Source organism: Flavisolibacter nicotianae, from assembly GCF_003628535.1.
Classification (GTDB): Bacteria; Bacteroidota; Bacteroidia; order Chitinophagales; family Chitinophagaceae; genus Flavisolibacter; species Flavisolibacter nicotianae.
On sequence record NZ_RBCI01000003.1, the window covers coordinates 277,268 to 294,993 of the forward strand.

At 50.8% G+C, this 17,726-nt stretch carries 17 protein-coding genes; 13 read left to right on the forward strand and 4 right to left on the reverse strand.

All coding sequences use genetic code 11. The features are described from left to right. The first annotated feature begins 6 nt into the window (after nucleotides 1-6). Nucleotides 7-705, forward strand: coding sequence for an FKBP-type peptidyl-prolyl cis-trans isomerase (locus tag D6024_RS09590; protein ID WP_121354785.1), 699 nt, complete (start codon nucleotides 7-9; stop codon nucleotides 703-705). Between the two features lie 396 nt (nucleotides 706-1,101). Then, a complete protein-coding gene (locus D6024_RS09600) occupies nucleotides 1,102-2,241 on the forward strand; it encodes a hypothetical protein (protein ID WP_121354391.1) in 1,140 nt (379 codons plus the stop codon). Nucleotides 2,242-2,324: 83 nt separating this feature from the next. On the opposite strand, the gene D6024_RS09605 is transcribed toward D6024_RS09600, so the two are convergent. Further along, the gene (locus D6024_RS09605; protein WP_121354392.1) at nucleotides 2,325-3,233 is read right to left on the reverse strand and encodes a S66 peptidase family protein; all 909 of its coding nucleotides are present in this window, start codon (nucleotides 3,231-3,233) and stop codon (nucleotides 2,325-2,327) included. Between the two features lie 202 nt (nucleotides 3,234-3,435). On the opposite strand from D6024_RS09605, the gene metG reads away from it, so the two are divergent. From metG to D6024_RS09625, 4 genes are all read left to right on the forward strand, one after another. Continuing rightward, nucleotides 3,436-5,610 carry a methionine--tRNA ligase gene (gene metG, locus D6024_RS09610; protein ID WP_121354393.1) on the forward strand — a complete coding sequence of 725 codons (2,175 nt, stop codon included), beginning with the start codon at nucleotides 3,436-3,438 and terminating at the stop codon, nucleotides 5,608-5,610. Nucleotides 5,611-5,787: 177 nt separating this feature from the next. Continuing rightward, nucleotides 5,788-6,240, forward strand: a complete 453-nt coding sequence (locus D6024_RS09615) for an OB-fold protein (protein WP_121354394.1) — start codon at nucleotides 5,788-5,790, stop codon at nucleotides 6,238-6,240. Nucleotides 6,241-6,260: 20 nt separating this feature from the next. Beyond that, nucleotides 6,261-6,824, forward strand: coding sequence for a YceI family protein (locus tag D6024_RS09620; protein WP_240409995.1), 564 nt, complete (start codon nucleotides 6,261-6,263; stop codon nucleotides 6,822-6,824). A gap of 9 nt (nucleotides 6,825-6,833) precedes the next feature. Beyond that, nucleotides 6,834-7,727 carry a DUF5777 family beta-barrel protein gene (locus D6024_RS09625; RefSeq protein ID WP_240409996.1) on the forward strand — a complete coding sequence of 298 codons (894 nt, stop codon included), beginning with the start codon at nucleotides 6,834-6,836 and terminating at the stop codon, nucleotides 7,725-7,727. Between the two features lie 111 nt (nucleotides 7,728-7,838). On the opposite strand, the gene D6024_RS09630 is transcribed toward D6024_RS09625, so the two are convergent. Both D6024_RS09630 and D6024_RS09635 read right to left on the reverse strand, forming a co-directional pair. Further along, nucleotides 7,839-8,486 carry a heme exporter protein CcmB gene (locus tag D6024_RS09630; protein WP_121354395.1) on the reverse strand — a complete coding sequence of 216 codons (648 nt, stop codon included), beginning with the start codon at nucleotides 8,484-8,486 and terminating at the stop codon, nucleotides 7,839-7,841. Nucleotides 8,487-8,492: 6 nt separating this feature from the next. Further along, complete coding sequence (locus D6024_RS09635) at nucleotides 8,493-9,068, reverse strand: thymidine kinase (protein ID WP_121354396.1); 576 nt, start codon at nucleotides 9,066-9,068, stop codon at nucleotides 8,493-8,495. Between the two features lie 115 nt (nucleotides 9,069-9,183). On the opposite strand from D6024_RS09635, the gene D6024_RS09640 reads away from it, so the two are divergent. Continuing rightward, on the forward strand, nucleotides 9,184-10,032 hold the full coding sequence (locus D6024_RS09640) for a hypothetical protein (RefSeq protein ID WP_121354397.1): 849 nt from the start codon (nucleotides 9,184-9,186) through the stop codon (nucleotides 10,030-10,032). On the opposite strand, the gene D6024_RS09645 is transcribed toward D6024_RS09640, so the two are convergent. After that, entirely contained in the window at nucleotides 10,005-11,264 is a 1,260-nt protein-coding gene (locus D6024_RS09645; protein WP_162944667.1) for a 3-deoxy-D-manno-octulosonic acid transferase, read from the reverse strand. The genes D6024_RS09640 and D6024_RS09645 overlap by 28 nt on opposite strands. Nucleotides 11,265-11,430: 166 nt before the next feature. Here D6024_RS09645 and D6024_RS09650 point away from each other — a divergent pair, with 166 nt between their 5' ends. From D6024_RS09650 to rfbD, 6 genes are all read left to right on the forward strand, one after another. Further along, nucleotides 11,431-12,567 carry a DegT/DnrJ/EryC1/StrS family aminotransferase gene (locus D6024_RS09650; protein WP_121354399.1) on the forward strand — a complete coding sequence of 379 codons (1,137 nt, stop codon included), beginning with the start codon at nucleotides 11,431-11,433 and terminating at the stop codon, nucleotides 12,565-12,567. Between the two features lie 5 nt (nucleotides 12,568-12,572). Continuing rightward, nucleotides 12,573-13,904, forward strand: a complete 1,332-nt coding sequence (locus tag D6024_RS09655) for a UDP-glucose dehydrogenase family protein (RefSeq protein WP_121354400.1) — start codon at nucleotides 12,573-12,575, stop codon at nucleotides 13,902-13,904. Further along, nucleotides 13,901-14,878: a UDP-glucuronic acid decarboxylase family protein gene (locus D6024_RS09660; RefSeq protein ID WP_121354401.1), complete on the forward strand. Its 978-nt coding sequence runs from the start codon at nucleotides 13,901-13,903 to the stop codon at nucleotides 14,876-14,878. Before D6024_RS09655 ends, D6024_RS09660 begins: the two co-directional genes overlap by 4 nt. Nucleotides 14,879-14,961: 83 nt before the next feature. Continuing rightward, a complete protein-coding gene (locus D6024_RS09665) occupies nucleotides 14,962-16,251 on the forward strand; it encodes a nucleotide sugar dehydrogenase (protein WP_121354402.1) in 1,290 nt (429 codons plus the stop codon). A gap of 3 nt (nucleotides 16,252-16,254) precedes the next feature. Further along, complete coding sequence (gene rfbC / locus D6024_RS09670) at nucleotides 16,255-16,815, forward strand: dTDP-4-dehydrorhamnose 3,5-epimerase (RefSeq protein WP_121354403.1); 561 nt, start codon at nucleotides 16,255-16,257, stop codon at nucleotides 16,813-16,815. After that, a complete protein-coding gene (gene rfbD, locus D6024_RS09675; RefSeq protein ID WP_121354404.1) occupies nucleotides 16,815-17,696 on the forward strand; it encodes a dTDP-4-dehydrorhamnose reductase in 882 nt (293 codons plus the stop codon). Before rfbC ends, rfbD begins: the two co-directional genes overlap by 1 nt. The last annotated feature ends 30 nt before the right edge of the window (nucleotides 17,697-17,726 follow it).

The following is a 17,726-nucleotide window of genomic DNA, read 5'->3' on the forward strand; positions in this document are numbered from 1 at the left end:
AAACGCATGAAAAAACTCGTTGTTGCCGCCCTGGTTCTTTTCGCGGTATCGGCACAGGCACAGAAACGCAAGCCTGTAGCCCGTAAAAGCACCGGCACCACTGCTGCCCGGCCATTGAAGAATCTCACCGATTCGGCTTCGTATGCTCTTGGTCTTAGTGTGGCCAATTTTTACAAACAGCAAGGCTTTAAAAACCTCAACTCGTCGCTCATCGCCAAAGCCATCAATGATGTGCAGGCCAACCGCACACCCCTTTTTAGCGAACAGCAAGCCAACGAATGCATCATGTATTTTGCCAACCCGTTGCTGCGCACAACAATTGAGGAAGGCAAACGGTTTTTGGCCGGCAACAAAAACAAGGCTGGTGTGAAAACCACCGCGTCGGGTCTTCAATACGAAGTGTTGAAAGCAGGAAGTGGCGTCAGGCCAAAGGCAACCGATACGGTGGAAGTGAATTATGCCGGTACTTTACTCAACGGAACAGAATTCGACAACTCGTACAAAAGAGGAAAGCCGATTGAGTTTGCACTGAATGGCGTGATCCGCGGCTGGACCGAAGGTTTGCAACTGATGCCGGTTGGTTCCAAATACAAATTTTACATTCCTTACGAACTGGGTTATGGACTGAATGGAAATGGTCCCATTCCAGGTGGTGCCACACTGGTTTTTGAAGTCGAACTTCTCCAGGTTAAGCCCGGGAAATAACCGGTGAACCGAACAGGATAAAGCCCATTCGAACCGAGTGGGCTTTATGTTTTTAATGTACCCGGCTGCACCGCTCCGGCGTGGCTTCCGTTGCGTCGCACTCGTGTACATCCGGGAATTCTATTCAGCACCGTTTCATTTTTAATCTTTGAAAATCCTGCCTGTTCAATTCATGCAATTTTTCTTTAAAGGCTGTTGCGAAACATCTTTACCGGTTGCTGTATGAAAAGAAAGTAATTAGCCGTACATTTCGCACCGTTCGTTTTCAGCACGTACAACCGATTCATTTTTCCCAGCCGCGAAGGCGGTGAAAAGAGGCTGTTAACGGACTCTGAAATAACATTTTCGTTGTAACCTTTGGGCATTCTTTTGCTTTTAATAAGAAAAACCTAGACCATGACTAAATTCTACCCTCTTCTTCTTTCTGCTTCCCTTTTTTTTATCGGGTGTAAAACCGCCAGCAAGGCCTATAACAAAGGCGACTATGCCGACGCCATTGAACTGGGCATCAAAAAGCTGCAGAAAGACCCTTCCGATGCAGACACACGGGAGCTTGTGAAAAGTGCCTATTCCTACGCCGTCAATCAATCGGAAGCAAGCATCCGAAACCTGTCTGCCGGCAACGAAGAAAGTCGCTACGAAGCCATTCTTCGCGAATACGACCGCCTGCAGGATCTTTATGAAACCATTCAACAGTCACCTGCTGCTGCGGGCTTTATCCGCCCGACCAACTATGGCGATTATGTACAAACGTACCGGGGCAAGGCGGCCGATGTTCACCTGGCCAATGCCGACAAATGGATGGAACAACGGACCAAGCAGGCGTACCGGGAAGCCTACAACGAATACAACCGTGCCTACCGCTATCGCAACACAACCGACGTCAAACAAAAACGCGACCAGGCTTACGACCTCGCGGTGACAAAGATCCTGGTGGTGCCCATCCAGAATTATGGCGGCTACAGTTATCACACCAACTACCAGTTGCAACAGTTCCAGAACGAGGTGATGCGGACGCTTGCCTACAACATCAATGATAATTTTGTGCGCTTTTATTCCGAGTGGGACATGCATGGCAAAAATTTCGAACCCGACCAGGTCCTGGAAATGAACCTGGGGCGCATTCGCATTGGACAGCCGTACGACGAACAAAGCTCCCGCGAAGTGAGCAAGCAGGTGGTGGCAAAGGAAACGGTATACAAAGCCGATTCGGTCGTGAAAGAATATGCAACCGTTCGTGCCCGGATCACCAACACCCGCCGCACACTGGTTTCGGAAGGTGAACTCTATCTGACCATCCGGGACACACGTGGACGAATTTTGTGGAACGACCGGTTTACCGGCCAGCACCGCTGGCAAACTGAGTTTGCCACGTATACAGGCGACGAAAGAGCACTGAGCGACAATGACCGTTCGCAATTGAACCGCAACACCAATAACAACCCGCCACGGGAAGAAGAAATCATGAATGAACTGTACCGGCAGATCCAGCTGGACCTGTCGAGCCGCCTGCGTGGCTATTTTGCACGGTTCTAGTCTCGCTAAAAATTCAAAAGTCAAAATTCAAAAAGGAAACCGTCTTCCTTTTTGAATTTTGACTTTTATTTTAACCCGGCTTCCTATAACTCTGTCAGTGCGACAGTCGTTTCATCAACCGAAAGCTGGTAACGGCCGCCGATTTTTAAGGCGTAATTTTCTTTCTGGTGGCCAACGGGGAAGCCAAAACAAATTGGATACGTATAGTCTTTGACATGTTCGTGAATGATCTCGTGCACTTCTTTCCCAAAAGGTCGTTCAGTGTCTTTGTTCTCGGTAAAACCACCGATGATCAGTCCCGCCAGTTTATCCAGCTTGCCGGCCCGTTTTAGCTGAAGCAGCATCCGGTCGACGTTGTAGAGATACTCGCCGACATCTTCAAGGAAAAGAATCCTGTTCTTTGTTTTTACTTCAGAGGAGCTCCCAACAAGGTGTGCCAGCAGGGCCAGGTTACCGCCGACCAGTTCACCTCTTGCCGAACCTTTTTGATTATAAGGGTCACCATTGCATTCGTAATTTGCTTTCTCGCCTTCCAGTGCCTGGCGCAAGGACCGCACATAGGGATTGTTGAATTCCCCTTCGTTAAACGCCGCCGCCATCGGTGCATGCAGGGATGCAATTTTATACCTGGCCTGCAGGTGCGAGAGCAATACCGTAATGTCACTAAAGCCAATGAGCCACTTCGGGTGCTTTTTGAATTTTTTAAAATTCAACCGGTCAATGATCCGGCTTACACCGTAACCGCCGCGGGCACACAGGATGGCACTGATCTTCTTGTTGTCCAGCATTTGTTGAAGATCCGCAAGGCGTTCCTCGTCCGTTCCGGAAAAATAATTGGCGGCGCCGCTGTGGGTGGTTGCGCCAAGTTCCACCGTGTAGCCCCAGCTATCCAGTGTTTCGATGCAGGCCTGCATTTTTTCGATCGGCATAAAGCCGGCCGGCGCCACTATGCCGATCGTGTCTCCTTTTTTCAGGTAAGGTGGGAATTTCATAAACCGGTAATCTGGCCACAAATTAATGTTTGTGCGCCCAATTCAAAAGCGGTTGCGTGGTTTGCGGTATTTTTGCGCGGCGGATTGGCAGGATTTGAAACAGATTGATCGGAGCAAGTTCCCGTAATCACTCAGTTCTCCGCTGCGCGGCATCACTATAACAAAGAAACGTAATTCGTAAATCCGAAATGAACCAACAGTCATGACGACAACGCCTAAACGATATTTGATTACATCGGCCTTGCCTTATGCCAACGGCTTAAAGCACATTGGCCACCTTGCCGGTGCCTACATACCGGCCGATATTTATGTGCGCTACCTGCGGGCACAAAAAAGAGATGTGGTGTTTGTTTGCGGCAGCGACGAACACGGAACGGCCATTCCCATCCAGGCCATGAAGGAAGGCACGACTCCACAGGCGATCATTGACAAGTACCACGGCATCATGAAGCAAAATTTCGATGATCTTTCGATTTCGTTTGACATTTATGACCGCACGTCGAACCCGGTACACCACGAAACCACGCAGGAATTTTTTACTTACCTGAACGACCGGGGCGAACTGGAAGTCAAAGAGAGCGAGCAGTATTACGACGAAGAAGCGCAAACCTTTTTGGCCGACCGCTATATCAAAGGCACCTGCCCCAATTGCGGTTTTACGGGGGCCTATGGCGACCAGTGCGAAAAATGCGGTACGTCGTTAAGTCCCGATGACTTGATTGACCCGGTGAGCACGCTGAGTGGCAAACCGCCGGTGAAAAAAGCAACAAAACACTGGTACCTGCCGTTGAACAAACACGAAGACTGGCTGCGCAATTGGATTCTCAATGAGCACCAGGCTGACTGGAAGACAAATGTGCTGGGCCAGTGCAAAAGCTGGATCGACGCCGGTCTGCAGCCAAGAGCCGTGACAAGAGACCTGGACTGGGGGGTCAAAGTGCCCCTGCCCGATGCGGAAGGCAAGGTGCTGTATGTGTGGTTTGATGCGCCGATCGGCTATATCTCCGCCACCAAGCAGTGGGCAAAGAATACCGGCAAGGACTGGGAGCCGTACTGGCTGGACAAAGACACCAAGCTGGTTCATTTTATTGGAAAGGATAACATCGTTTTCCACTGCATCATTTTCCCGGTGATGCTCAGGCTGCATGATTTTATTGTTCCCGATAACGTGCCCGCCAACGAGTTCATGAACCTCGAGGGCGACAAGATGAGCACCAGCCGTAACTGGAAGCTGGACATGCAGGATTATATCGACGATTTCATCAAAAAGGAAAACGGCGGGCCGCAGCTGGCCGATTCCCTGCGCTATTATCTGGCCACGATTCTTCCCGAAACGAAGGACAGTGAGTTTACATGGAAAGGATTCCAGGATGCGGTGAACGGCGAGCTTGTGGCCGTGTTTGCCAATTTCTTCAACCGCACGTTCGTGCTGATGCACAAACTGGCCGGTGGTAAAGTGCCAAGGTTTCACAACGACATTGCCGATGCGAAAGACAATGAGTTGATCGAGGAAATCAAAAAGTCGAAAGGGGGGATTGAAAACCTGCTGGAAGAATACAAGTTTCGAGATGCCCTGTTCAATGTAATTGACCTTGCCCGCAAAGGCAACAAGTACATGCAGGAAAAAGAGCCCTGGATCAAGGCGAAGCAAACCAACAGCGAAGGCGCGGTGACGGCAGAGGCGCAGGCCCAGATCGACAACTGCCTGCATGTTTGCCTGCAGCTTTGCGCAAACCTTGCCATCTTCATCAATCCCTTCCTACCCAACACGGCAAAGAAAATGTGTCACATGATGAAGGTCGTTGACAAAATGCTGGAGTGGGACAACGCGGGTTCGCTGAAGCTGCTGAGTGTAGGGTATTCTCTCCGGGCACCGGAACTGCTGTTCCGCAAGATCGAAGATGCCGAAGTACAGTACCAGGTAGATAAATTAAAAGCAGGATTGGAGAAATCGAAAATGGAACAGGAGAAGGCAAATGGCAATGAGCCAGCAGCAGTCAGCAAGGAGCAAACGTCAATGGTCGACACGCCGCAGCCTGCAAACGTGAAAGCCGAAATTGTTTACGACGATTTTGACAGGCTTGACCTACGGATCGGGACCATCCTTACTGCAGAAAAAGTGCAAAAAGCCGATAAGCTTTTAAAGCTGGAGGTAGACCTTGGTTTTGAAAAAAGAACCATCGTGTCTGGCATTGCACAGCACTTTACTCCCGAAGAATTGCTGAACAAGCAGGTGATCGTGGTGGCCAACCTGGCGCCCCGCAAGATGCGGGGAATCGAAAGCCAGGGCATGATCCTGACGGCCGAAGAGCCGGACGGAAAACTGATCCTCGTAAACCCGGACAGCCTGGCGAAAAATGGTTCCAATGTGAAATAAGGAATTGATTTTTATTTTGAAAACAGCGGTTACAGAACCGCTGTTTTTGTTTACTCATGTGAGACTGAATGTCCGGAATGACGGGAGGCAAGGCCGTCAATTGTGATATAAAAAGGTTAAAGACAGTAGAAGGAGGTGGTAGGCCCAAAAACGATGATTTATCTTTAGTGACACATTATGAAGCGAAGAATTTTACTCGGCATCATCGCATTTGTCCTGGTTGTAGGCCTGGTCGGCGCCTATTTTTATTTTAAACAGACACCCGACATTGTGCAGGACAAACCACACGCGGCGGTGCAGGCCAAAGACCTGCTTGCCGCTTTTGAACAGGATACGGCCGCTGCACGCAGGCAATACATTGACAAAGTAGTGGAAGTAACAGGTGTGGTCAAACGTGTGGATACGTCCGGTGCAGTGGTGCTGGGGGACGAAACGTCGCCTTCGGAAGTCGTGATCGGACTTGACCGCCGGCACATGAAGGATTACGAAAGTCTGAAGATTGGCAGTGTGGCCGTCATGCAGGGCATCTGTAGCGGCTATGCAAAAAGCAGCAGTGATCCAACCGACCTGTTGGCCAGCCTGGGCACGACCGTCCAGTTGCGGTCGGCCGGCGTAAAATCAAAACAATAAGCCCTATCAAAAAAATGACAATGATGTTCAGGAAGAAGTTTGTTCTTTTTTTCGGTTTCGTACTCTTTGTAACAGTAGCCGGTGCCCAGGACCGTTATTTTACCAAGACCGGTAAAATCAATTTTACCTCCAAAGCTCCCATGGAGGACATCGAAGGAAAAAACAAAACGGTTACCGCCGTGCTGGATACAAAATCCGGCGCCCTGCAGTTCAGCGTGCAGATGAAAAGTTTTGAATTTGAAAAGGCGCTGATGCAACAGCACTTCAACGAAAACTACGTAGAAAGCGATAAATATCCCGACGCGGTTTTCAAAGGCGTTATCGCCAACAACGCCGCAGTGAATTACGCCAAAGAAGGGACCTACACCGTGAACGTAAAAGGCAAGCTGACCCTGCACAATGTGACCAAAGATGTAGACGTGCCCGGAACCATTAAAGTAAACGGCGGCAAAATTGAAGCGTCTTCCGCATTCAATGTGTTGCTGTCCGATTTTCGCATCTCGATCCCGTCGGCTGTAAAAGAAAAAGTTTCCAACAGCATCCGCATCACCGTGGAAACGAAGCTCGACCCACTGAAAGGTTAACCAGTTTATATGATAGTCAAACCTGCCAGCCTGCTTTTCGGAGCAGTCGTCCTCCTCATGTCCTATCGGGCCGCGGGGCAGAACGAAGACCTGCTCAAAGGAGTTGTCGACACCACTCCGAAAAAAGAAAAGGTGTACAATGCGTTTAAGTCAAGCCGCGTCATCATGTCGCAAAGCATGGAAATGCTGCAGCCGGGGGTGCTCGACTTCCGGGTGCTGCACCGATTTGGCAATGTCAACTCCGGTGCCGGCGAATTCTTCGGTCTTGATCATGCCAGTATCCGGCTGGGACTGGATTATGGCCTGTCCAACGCTCTTTCCATCGGTGTCGGCCGCAGCTCGTACAAAAAAGAAATCGATGGCTTCATCAAGTATCGTCCCGTTCAACAGTCGACTGGTCCGGGCGCCACGCCCTTCTCGCTGCTGGGCGTTGTGGGCACAACCATTCAAACTGGCCTTTACAGTGCAACCGCACCGCACCAGTTTACATCCCGTCTTGCGTATTACGGGCAATTGATCCTGGGGAGAAAGTTTACGGAAAGGCTTACGCTGCAGCTTTCTCCGACTTTGTTGCACCGTAATTATGTGGAGACACAAGCCGATCCGAACGACCTGTTCGCCACAGGCTTTGGCGGCCGGATCAAATTGAGCAAACGTGTTTCGCTGAACGTGGATTATTATGCCGTGTTCAACCAGAACAGCGCACGGAACGTCCACAACCCGCTTTCGATCGGCTTTGATATCGAGACCGGCGGCCACGTTTTCCAGCTGCATTTTACCAATGCAATTGGGATGAACGAGCGGGTGTTCCTGACGGAAACGACCAACGACTGGGGACGGGGTGACATCCAGTTTGGCTTTAATATTTCGCGGGCCTTCCAGTTAAAAAAGCGAAAGGGATGACTTGGTTTTCGACAACAAAACAGCCAGGTCTTTGTGCGTGGAGTAGCCAGTAGGAAACATGAATAACTAAGCCGCATGCTAACCATTCACGACAGCATATGTGTGCCAGCATTAATCTTTCCAGAGAAAAGGGAAGAGAATGAGCGAGAGCAGGATCACCATGACGTCAAAGGCAACCAGGATTAAAACGCTGGCGACGGAAATCGGTTCGCCGGCAGCAAAGACCGAAGACGATACTTTCATCAGCACCAGTAATTGCGGAATGATGATCGGGAAACCGAGGATGGCCATGATGGCTGCATTCTGCTGCGCCTTGGCTGCAATGGCCGCCAAAAACGTAAACACGAGACTCATGCTCCACCCACCCAAAAACACGATCCCGATAAAAGCCGCCGTTTTTTGCACAGGGTAGGAAAGAAACAGCGAAAAAACCACCATGCTCAAAAGGCTCATCACCAGCATCAGCACCGAGTTGAAAAGCAGCTTGGCCAGTACAAAATGCTGCGGCGAAGAGATGGAGTGATAGTAAAGCATGCGGCTACGGCTTTCCTGCAAAAAGCTTTTGGCTACCGCATTGATGGAGATGAACAGCTGGATGATCCAGAAAAGGCCGATCCAGGTCCGGTTGTCCGGGCTCTCAATCGCCATGTAAAGCACGAAGATGGTGGCGCCGATGTACAGGAGCACACCATAAAATGCATACTGCTGCCGGATTTCGAGCAACAGGTCTTTTTTGAACAAGGTGAGAATTTGTTTCATCGTCGTTTATTCAATCGCCCCATCCAGCGTATAGCAAACCCGGCACCGCGGCTCGTAGGCATTTTTGGCGCCCAGCATCACCTGCTCCTCGTTGGGAATGATTCGGTAGGAGTAATTGGCAATGTTGCCGCATTTCACGCAAATCGCATGCAGCTTGGTGACATAATCGGCCTTGGCCATCAAAAAAGGCATTTGCCCAAAAGGCTTTGCCATAAAATCCATGTCCAGCCCGGCAACAATCACCCGCACGCCGCGCAGGGCGAGCTGATCGCACACGTTGGAAATTTCGTCATCAAAAAATTGCGCTTCGTCAATACCGACCACATCCACGCCCTGTGCCATCAGCAGGATGGTTTGCGAGTTGTCGATCGGCGTGGAGTGAATTTCGTTCTCATCGTGCGACACAATCTTGATTTCATCGTAGCGCACATCGATGGCAGGTTTGAAAATCTCGACTTTCAGGTTGGCTATTTTGGCCCTTTTCAGGCGACGGATCAATTCTTCAGTTTTCCCGGAAAACATGGAACCGCAAATCACTTCAATCCAGCCCCGCTTTTCTCCATAGAGTGGTTCAATAAACATGTGAATAACTATTATTTTGGCTTAGCAGTCGTTTTTTTACAAACACTTAATAATTTTAGGCCCTACCTTACGTTACCGTAATATCCTGTTTGAAAAAAACGAAAGTACCATAATCATGGAAAGAATACACACGCTCATCGATAAATTGTCCCAACAAAAAACACAAGGCGCTTCTCCCTCTCATCTCCTGTTTACCGTGCAATTGTTGCAGCAGGAATTGTTGCAATTGCAAAACAGCCAGGAAACAGTCGGAACCAAAAAAGTCGCGGTTACCCTTCCGTTCAACACGGTGGTTGCAATGGCCGAAGCCGTGGTGACCGTGCCGGTTGAGCAGCCAAAAGTGGCCCAGGCCCCCGTTGTGGAAAAAGAAATAGAAAAAGAAATTTATGTGTTGGACCTGGTATCCGAAGAGCCGGAGGAGGAAGAAGTGGCCTCATCCCAGCACGAAGAACCGGTTTCGCAAGGGAGAGAATATTCGCTTCGTAAGCCCCTGATCCAGGAAAGCTTGTTCGAGGAGCCAAGGCAGAAAGCAAAGGAAGAGCCGCGGCCAACTTATTCGGCGCAGCAGCTTTTCAACAGCGCATTTGAATCAACGATGGATGTGCCCACCCTGTCGCAATACGGGGCAACCGCTGAAGTACACGAAAAAATTGCCGAAAGGAAAGAGTCACTCAACGACCGCCTCAAGCGGGAGCAGACAGAAGTGGCACAGGTGCTGAAAGAAACACCCATCAAGGATTTGCGCAAGGGCATTGGCATCAACGACCGCTTTGTTTTTGTTCGCGAATTGTTCCGTGGCGATGAGGCTGCCTATGAGCGGAGCATCAAAACCATCAACAACTTTAATATTTATTCCGAAGCCGAGTACTGGATGAGCCGGGAGTTGCGGTTGAAACTGGGCTGGAATGACGATAATGAAACGGCCAAGCACTTTTATCAGTTGGTGAGAAGGCGCTTTTCCTGAATAAATTCAAGGATGGTGCCGGTCGCCCCGGTATTTTCGTCAATATAACGTTTGGCCGCTAAACCGGTTTTTCGCAGGTGGTTCTCATCCGTGAGCAAATCATCTGCAATTTTTTTGAAGCCACCGGCATCAGCAAAGCTGAAGGCGCCGCCAGCCGCGATCATTTCTTTTCCCTCCCTGTATTTTTCAAAATGGGGTCCGAAGAGCACCGGCTTTCCCCAGACCGCCGCTTCCAGTATGTTGTGAATGCCGTCCTTGGTAAAACCGCCGCCAACATAGGTGATCGTCGCATAGCGGTAGAGGCGGGAGAGCAGGCCCACGCAATCGATGATCAGCGTTTGAGAATTGTCGCGGGCAGAAAGTCGGGCGGTTCCTTTTTCCAGCGCGGAGTAAAGAAGAGCACCGTCGAAGAGCGCCTGTACCTGCGAAATGTGACCGGCATTGATTTCATGCGGCACGATAATCAGTTTCACATCCCTGTTTTGCCGCACGTAGAGGGCCAGCACGTCTTCGTCGCCGGGCCAGGTGCTGCCGGCCACAAGGAGTTTTTTACCGGCAGCAAATTCGGAGATCAGTGGAATGTCGGAAGCGCTTTTTGCGATTTTGACCACGCGGTCAAAACGGGTATCACCACCGATGCTGCAGTGTGAAATGCCGTTTGCCTGCAATAAATCGAGGGAGGTGCTGTCCTGCACGAAAATGTGGCGGAACAAAAAAAGCATCTGCCGGTAAAACCCTCCATACGTCCGGAAAAAAAGCTGGTCTTTGCGAAACACGGCGCTGATCAGCAGGATCGGGACATGGTGAAAAGCAGCTGTGGCCAAGTGATGATACCAGAATTCGTATTTGACAAAAATGACAAGCGAGGGCCGCACCTGGTGGTAAAAACGCTCTGCTTCTTTCTTTGTATCCAGGGGTAGGTAGGTAAGAATGTCGGCGTGGGGGTAATTCCTGGCTGCCCCGTAACCGGAAGGAGAGAAGAAGGTTACCAGGATTTTTTTCTGCGGATAAGCTGCTTTCAGTGCTTCGATCACCGGTTTGCCCTGTTCGAATTCGCCGGCAGAAGAGCAATGCATCCAGATGACTGCGTCGGCTGGGGCAATGTTTTTTTGAAGCTGCTCTGCCACCTTTTTTCTCCCGTCGATCCAGGCAGCAGCTTTTTTGTTACCGTACGCAGCCAGCTTTACAGCCAGCCGGTAGAGTTGAATAAAACCATCATATACTAGTAGCATTGGACGCATAGCGGGGCAAAGCTAACATCCCTGACCTTACTGATATTTCCCTATTTTTGCGACCGCTGATAAATGGGTGTTCTTTGGATCGTTTTGGTCTGTCGTCTTTCCTTCCTGGGAAGAAGAATTCCCGGTCAGTCTTCTTAACTCTTAATCGGAAATCAGAATGCGCCCCATTCAAATGGTTGATCTAAAGCAGCAGTACCAAAAGCTCAAAGAGGAGATCGATGCTGCCGTGATCAGTGTGCTGGAAAGCAGTGCGTTTATCAACGGTCCGCAAGTACACTCGTTTGCCGCTTCGCTTGCATCGTATAATGGTGCCCGTCACGTGTTGCCTTGCGCCAACGGTACCGATGCTTTGCAGATTGCCATGATGGCACTTGGCCTGCAACCCGGCGACGAGGTCATCACGCCTTCGTTTACTTATATAGCTACCACAGAAGTGATCGCCCTGCTGAAGCTGACACCGGTTTTCGTGGATGTGGATCCCAAAACATTTTGCATCGATCCAAAAGCGATCGAAGCGGCCATTACGCCCCGGACCAGGGCCATTGTGCCGGTTCATCTCTACGGGCAGGCTGCCAATATGGAGGAGATCATGAAGATTGCCGACACGCACGGCTTGGCTGTCATTGAAGACAATGCGCAGGCGATCGGCAGCGAATACATCTTTTCAGATGGAACGGTGAAGAAGACCGGGTCGATCGGCACCATTGGCACGACCTCGTTTTTCCCCAGCAAAAACCTGGGTGGCTATGGCGACGGCGGCGCCCTGATGACCAACGACGATGCCCTGGCCGAGACGATTAAAATGATCGCCAACCACGGGCAGAGCAAACGGTATTATCACGACATTGTCGGCTGCAACAGCCGCCTCGATACCATCCAGGCAGCCGTGCTGGAAGTGAAGCTAAAGCACCTGGATGCCTATATTGATTCGCGGAGAAAGCTGGCCGATGCCTATGACCAGGCTTTTCAGGGGCAGCCAGGCGTCACCACGCCTTACCGTGCGCCGTACAGCAAGCACGTTTTTCACCAATACACGCTGGTGCTGGACGGTATTGACAGGAATGGCCTGCATGACTATCTTGCGTCCCGCAACATTCCTTCCATGATCTATTACCCGGTTCCGGCCCACCGGCAAAAAATGTTTGAGAGCTTCGGCTCTTCGGCAACGTCGCTGCCGGTGACCGACTGGTTAACAGAGCGGGTGATTTCCCTTCCGATGCACACGGAGATGGAACAGGAGCAGCTTGAACAGATCACGACTGAAGTCGTAAATTATATCAACAAACAATACTAGCGAATATGAGAATCACGGTAGTTGGCACGGGTTACGTGGGATTGGTGACAGGCACTTGCCTGGCGGAAACGGGTAACCACGTATGTTGTGTGGACATTGATGAACGAAAAGTGGAAAAGCTTCGCCAGGGCACGATGCCGATTTATGAGCCGGGACTGGAAAAACTTTTTGAACGCAACCTCAAGGAAGAGCGTCTTTCCTTTACCACGTCACTGTCTGAGGGCATTGAACATGGTGAGATTATTTTTTTGGCCCTTCCCACGCCTCCCGGTGAGGATGGTTCGGCCGATTTGAAATATGTATTGGGCGTTGCCGGGCAGATCGGCACGTTGCTGACCGATTACCGGGTCATTATCGACAAAAGCACGGTACCGGTAGGCACGGCTGAAAAAGTGGCCGCAGCCATCCGCAAAAACTACGATGGCGCTTTTGACGTTGTCTCCAACCCCGAGTTCCTGCGGGAAGGCGTGGCCGTGGAAGACTTCATGAAGCCCGATCGCATTGTAATCGGCACCACGTCCGAGCGGGCCCAGAAACTGCTGACCGAACTGTATGGTCCGTATGTGCGCCAGGGCAATCCCATCATCTTTATGGACGAACGCAGTGCGGAACTGACCAAGTATGCGGCCAATTCCTTTCTTGCCGTCAAGATCTCTTTTATGAACGAGATTGCCCAACTCTGCGAACGGTTGGGTGCCGATGTGGACATGGTTCGTCGTGGCATTGGCTCCGATGAGCGCATCGGTAAGCGTTTTCTCTTTCCCGGAATTGGCTATGGTGGCTCTTGTTTTCCCAAAGACGTTAAAGCCCTCGTGTACTCGGCAAAAGAAGCGGGTTACCAGTTTCGCATCCTTGATGCCGTAACCGAGGTGAACGAGGCGCAGAAATTGCATTTGGTCAGCAAGATCAAGCGGTACTACAATGGCGACCTCACTGGCAAGCGCTTTGCTTTGTGGGGACTTGCCTTCAAACCCAACACGGACGACATTCGCGAAGCACCAGCCCTGGAAATTATCCATGCCCTGCTCGCAGAAGGAGCTACAGTTAGTGCTTACGATCCCGAGGCCATGAAGAACGTACAAGCGATGCTGGGCAACAAGATCACGTTTGCCGACTCGCCTTACGATGCACTGCGGGGCGCCGATGCCCTGGTGGTTGCCACTGAATGGAACGAGTTCCGCACGCCGGATTTCGACAGGATAACCGCAGCGCTGAAAGATCCCGTGGTGTTTGATGGGCGAAACGTCTTTGATGTGGAACAGATGGCTAAAAAAGGCTTTCACTACGAAAGCATTGGCCGGCCGCTTGTCAACCAACCCGTAAACTTGTGTAAATGAAAAAACGCGTCCTGATCACAGGGGCGGCCGGCTTTCTGGGCTCCCATCTCTGCGATCGTTTTATAAAAGAAGGGTACGAAGTCATTGCCATGGACAACCTGATCACCGGTGACCTGCGCAATATCGAGCACCTCTTCCCGCTCAAAGAATTCGAGTTTTATCACCACGATGTCACCAAGTTTATCCATGTTCCCGGAAAACTTGATTACATCCTGCATTTCGCGTCACCGGCAAGCCCGATCGATTACCTGAAGATCCCCATTCAAACCCTGAAAGTGGGTGCGATGGGCACGCACAACTGCCTGGGGCTGGCCAGGTCCAAAGGCGCACGGATACTGGTTGCCTCAACGTCTGAAGTTTACGGCGACCCGCAGGTGCACCCGCAGCCCGAGGAATATTGGGGAAATGTGAACCCGGTTGGTCCCCGCGGTGTGTACGACGAAGCCAAACGGTACATGGAAAGTATCACCATGGCCTACCATAATTTCCATGGCCTCGAAACAAGAATTATCCGCATTTTTAATACCTACGGGCCCCGCATGCGGCTCAACGACGGCCGAGCGCTGCCCGCTTTTATCGGGCAGGCCCTGCGTGGCGAAGATCTCACCGTTTTTGGCGACGGGTCGCAAACCCGCTCGTTCTGCTATGTCGATGATCTGGTGGAAGGCATCTACCGCCTTTTGCTCAGCGACTATCACCTGCCGGTGAACATTGGCAACCCCGACGAAATTTCGCTGAAAGATTTTGCCGAAGAAGTGCTGAAACTGACCGGCGGAAACGTGAAGATCAGTTACCAGCCGCTGCCGGCCGACGATCCCAAGCAACGCCAGCCCGACATCACCAAGGCCAAGGCCATACTCGATTGGGAACCCAAAGTGGCCAGGGCAGAAGGGCTGAGAAGAACCTACGACTATTTCAAAACGCTTCCACAGGAAGAGTGGGCAAGGAAGCCCAAGGAATTTACAAGCCGTTAGGGCTTTCTGTGCGGAGAGGGGTTCTTCGTGCCGGATTTAACTATTCTTATTCACCCTACGATTATACTTTAAAACTGAAATCAATGTACCAGGATCTGATCGAAAAAAAAGAAAAGCTGGCGGTCATCGGACTGGGTTATGTGGGTCTTCCCATTGCCCTGGAATTTGCCCGTAAAGTGTCCGTTATCGGATTTGATATTAATGAAAAGCGGGTCGAAATGATGCGCCAGGGCATCGACCCGAGTAATGAACTGGATAAGAAAGCATTCGACGGATGCGATATCGAGTTTACCACGTCACTCGATGTGTTGCGCCAGGCAAAGTTTTTTGTCGTTGCCGTTCCCACGCCGGTTGATGAACACAATGTGCCCGACCTGAAACCGGTGAAAAAAGCGTCGGAAACGATTGGTAAGGTGATTAAAAAAGGCGACTATGTCGTGTTTGAGTCAACCGTATATCCGGGTTGTACCGAAGAAGACTGTCTGCCCATTATCGAAAAATTATCCGGGCTGAAAAATGTCGTAGATTTTAAGCTGGGTTATTCGCCGGAACGGATCAACCCGGGCGACAAAAAACACACCATTCGCACCGTTATCAAGGTGGTTTCGGGTTGTGATGCGGAATCGCTGGAAGAAATTGCCAAAACCTACGAACTGGTGGTTGACGCAGGTGTTCACCGTGCGTCGAATATCAAAGTAGCGGAAGCGGCCAAGATCATCGAGAACACGCAGCGTGACCTGAACATCGCCCTGATGAACGAACTTTCGATCATCTTCGATAAAATGGGGATCAATACATTCGAGGTGCTGGAAGCGGCCGGCACAAAATGGAATTTTCTGAAGTTTTCTCCGGGCCTGGTGGGTGGTCACTGCATCGGCGTGGACCCTTACTACCTTACCTACAAAGCAAGTGAACTGGGTTTCAATTCCCGTGTGATCCTTGCCGGGCGGTACATCAACGACAACATGTCGAACTATGTTGCCCGCAAAGTGGTGCGCCATATTATCAGCAATGTGAGCGACGTGAAGTCTTCGAAAGTGCTGGTGATGGGAGCGACGTTCAAAGAAAACGTCAGCGATATCCGGAACTCCAAAGTAGCTGACGTTGTCAAAGAACTTCGTGAGTTTTTTGTGAACGTGGATGTGGTAGACCCGCATGCCGACAGCGATGATCTGCAGCACGAATACGGCTTTGGCCTTGCCGCCGAAACGGCCAACGACTACGACGCGGTGATCGTTACAGTTTGCCACGAACCTTATGCGGACCTCGACGAGAATTATTTTGCTTCCATTACAAAGCCCCACGCCGTAATTGCGGATCTGAAGGGTGTCTATCGTGGAAAAATCAACAAAAGAAATTACTGGAGCTTTTAAGCAATGCCATTTCATCAGACGACTATTCCTGACCTCTTGCTGTTCGAGCCAAAGGTCTTTGAGGACAGCAGGGGTTATTTTTTTGAAGCCTACAACGAACAGCTTTTTCAACAGGAAGGAATTACCATCCGATTTGTGCAGGACAACCAGTCCAAGTCCTCGTATGGTGTCATACGCGGACTGCACTACCAGTTGCCGCCCTATGCCCAAACGAAACTGATCCGCGTACTGCAGGGCAGCATCATGGATGTTGCTGTCGATATCCGCAAAGGATCGCCAACATACGGGCAGGCCTACGTTGTAGAACTATCGGCAGAGAACAGGAAACAGTTGCTGGTGCCGGCCGGTTTCGCACACGGGTTTTCGGTCGTTAGCGAAACGGCTGTTGTTTTATACAAATGCGACCAATTTTATAACAAAGAAAGTGAAGGGGGCATCCGCTTCGACGATCCATCGCTCAACATTGACTGGCGAATTGAAAAAGGACAGGAGGTTGTTTCAGAAAAAGATTTGGCGTTGCCCTCTTTCTCTCTTTGTAAGAATACGTTTGAATATTCCCGCTGATGGCAGTACCGACAATCCTGGTAACGGGCAGCAATGGCCAGTTGGGCAGCGAGCTGCGAGAACTGGCGCCGTCCTGGCCCCAGTTTAAGTTTTGCTTTTTTTCCCGCAGCGACCTGGCGATCGAAAACAGTGAAGAAGTGGAGCGGGCCTTTGCACTGCTACGTCCGCAGTATGTCATCAATTGTGCTGCCTACACGGCGGTGGACAGGGCCGAAACCGAGAAAGAGCAGGCCATGGCGGTCAATGCTATAGCAGTGGGTTTGCTGGCCGAAGCTGCACACCGGTTTGGGGCAAAATTCATTCATGTTTCCACCGATTATGTGTTCGATGGGCAAAGCCGTGAACCGCTGACGGAGGAAAGTCCTGTGTCTCCGGTAAATTTTTATGGCGAAAGCAAACTGCGTGGCGAGCAGGAGGCGTTCAGGCTAAATCCCGACAGCCTCGTAATCCGCACCGCGTGGGTGTATTCGTCTTACGGCAAAAATTTCGTGAAGACAATGCTGCGGCTGATGGCCGAAAAAGAAAGCATCAGCGTTGTCTCCGACCAATGGGGATCGCCAACCTATGCCGCCGATCTTGCCACTGCGATTCTGCACATTATTGAAAGCAAACTTTGGCGGCCGGGCATCTATCATTACAGCAATGAAGGCGTGATCAACTGGGCCCAGTTTGCCGAAGAAATTGCCCGTTTGTCACACAGCAACTGCAAGGTAAATTTCATCACCACCGACCAGTATCCAACACCCGCAAGGCGACCTGCCTACTCGGTGATGGACAAGCATAAAATTGCATCGGTGTACAACGTTCCTATCCGTCCATGGAAGGAAAGTTTGCAGGAATGTCTGGCCAAACTTGCTGCCGATCCGGTCGTTTATCCATAGCTTGCAAAAGAAAATCCAGCCTTCGGTTAG

Bases quoted from the DNA above. Each gene is read 5' to 3' on its own strand.
- D6024_RS09665 (WP_121354402.1), top strand. From the start codon at position 14,962: ATGTACCAGGATCTGATCGAAAAAAAAGAAAAGCTGGCGGTCATCGGA.
- rfbC (WP_121354403.1), top strand. From the start codon at position 16,255: ATGCCATTTCATCAGACGACTATTCCTGACCTCTTGCTGTTCGAGCCA.
- D6024_RS09605 (WP_121354392.1), bottom strand. From the start codon at position 3,233: ATGAAATTCCCACCTTACCTGAAAAAAGGAGACACGATCGGCATAGTG.
- rfbD (WP_121354404.1), top strand. From the start codon at position 16,815: ATGGCAGTACCGACAATCCTGGTAACGGGCAGCAATGGCCAGTTGGGC.
- metG (WP_121354393.1), top strand. From the start codon at position 3,436: ATGACGACAACGCCTAAACGATATTTGATTACATCGGCCTTGCCTTAT.
- D6024_RS09635 (WP_121354396.1), bottom strand. From the start codon at position 9,068: ATGTTTATTGAACCACTCTATGGAGAAAAGCGGGGCTGGATTGAAGTG.
- D6024_RS09600 (WP_121354391.1), top strand. From the start codon at position 1,102: ATGACTAAATTCTACCCTCTTCTTCTTTCTGCTTCCCTTTTTTTTATC.
- D6024_RS09590 (WP_121354785.1), top strand. From the start codon at position 7: ATGAAAAAACTCGTTGTTGCCGCCCTGGTTCTTTTCGCGGTATCGGCA.
- D6024_RS09615 (WP_121354394.1), top strand. From the start codon at position 5,788: ATGAAGCGAAGAATTTTACTCGGCATCATCGCATTTGTCCTGGTTGTA.
- D6024_RS09630 (WP_121354395.1), bottom strand. From the start codon at position 8,486: ATGAAACAAATTCTCACCTTGTTCAAAAAAGACCTGTTGCTCGAAATC.
- D6024_RS09655 (WP_121354400.1), top strand. From the start codon at position 12,573: ATGAGAATCACGGTAGTTGGCACGGGTTACGTGGGATTGGTGACAGGC.
- D6024_RS09660 (WP_121354401.1), top strand. From the start codon at position 13,901: ATGAAAAAACGCGTCCTGATCACAGGGGCGGCCGGCTTTCTGGGCTCC.
- D6024_RS09650 (WP_121354399.1), top strand. From the start codon at position 11,431: ATGCGCCCCATTCAAATGGTTGATCTAAAGCAGCAGTACCAAAAGCTC.
- D6024_RS09645 (WP_162944667.1), bottom strand. From the start codon at position 11,264: ATGCTACTAGTATATGATGGTTTTATTCAACTCTACCGGCTGGCTGTA.
- D6024_RS09625 (WP_240409996.1), top strand. From the start codon at position 6,834: ATGATAGTCAAACCTGCCAGCCTGCTTTTCGGAGCAGTCGTCCTCCTC.
- D6024_RS09640 (WP_121354397.1), top strand. From the start codon at position 9,184: ATGGAAAGAATACACACGCTCATCGATAAATTGTCCCAACAAAAAACA.
- D6024_RS09620 (WP_240409995.1), top strand. From the start codon at position 6,261: ATGATGTTCAGGAAGAAGTTTGTTCTTTTTTTCGGTTTCGTACTCTTT.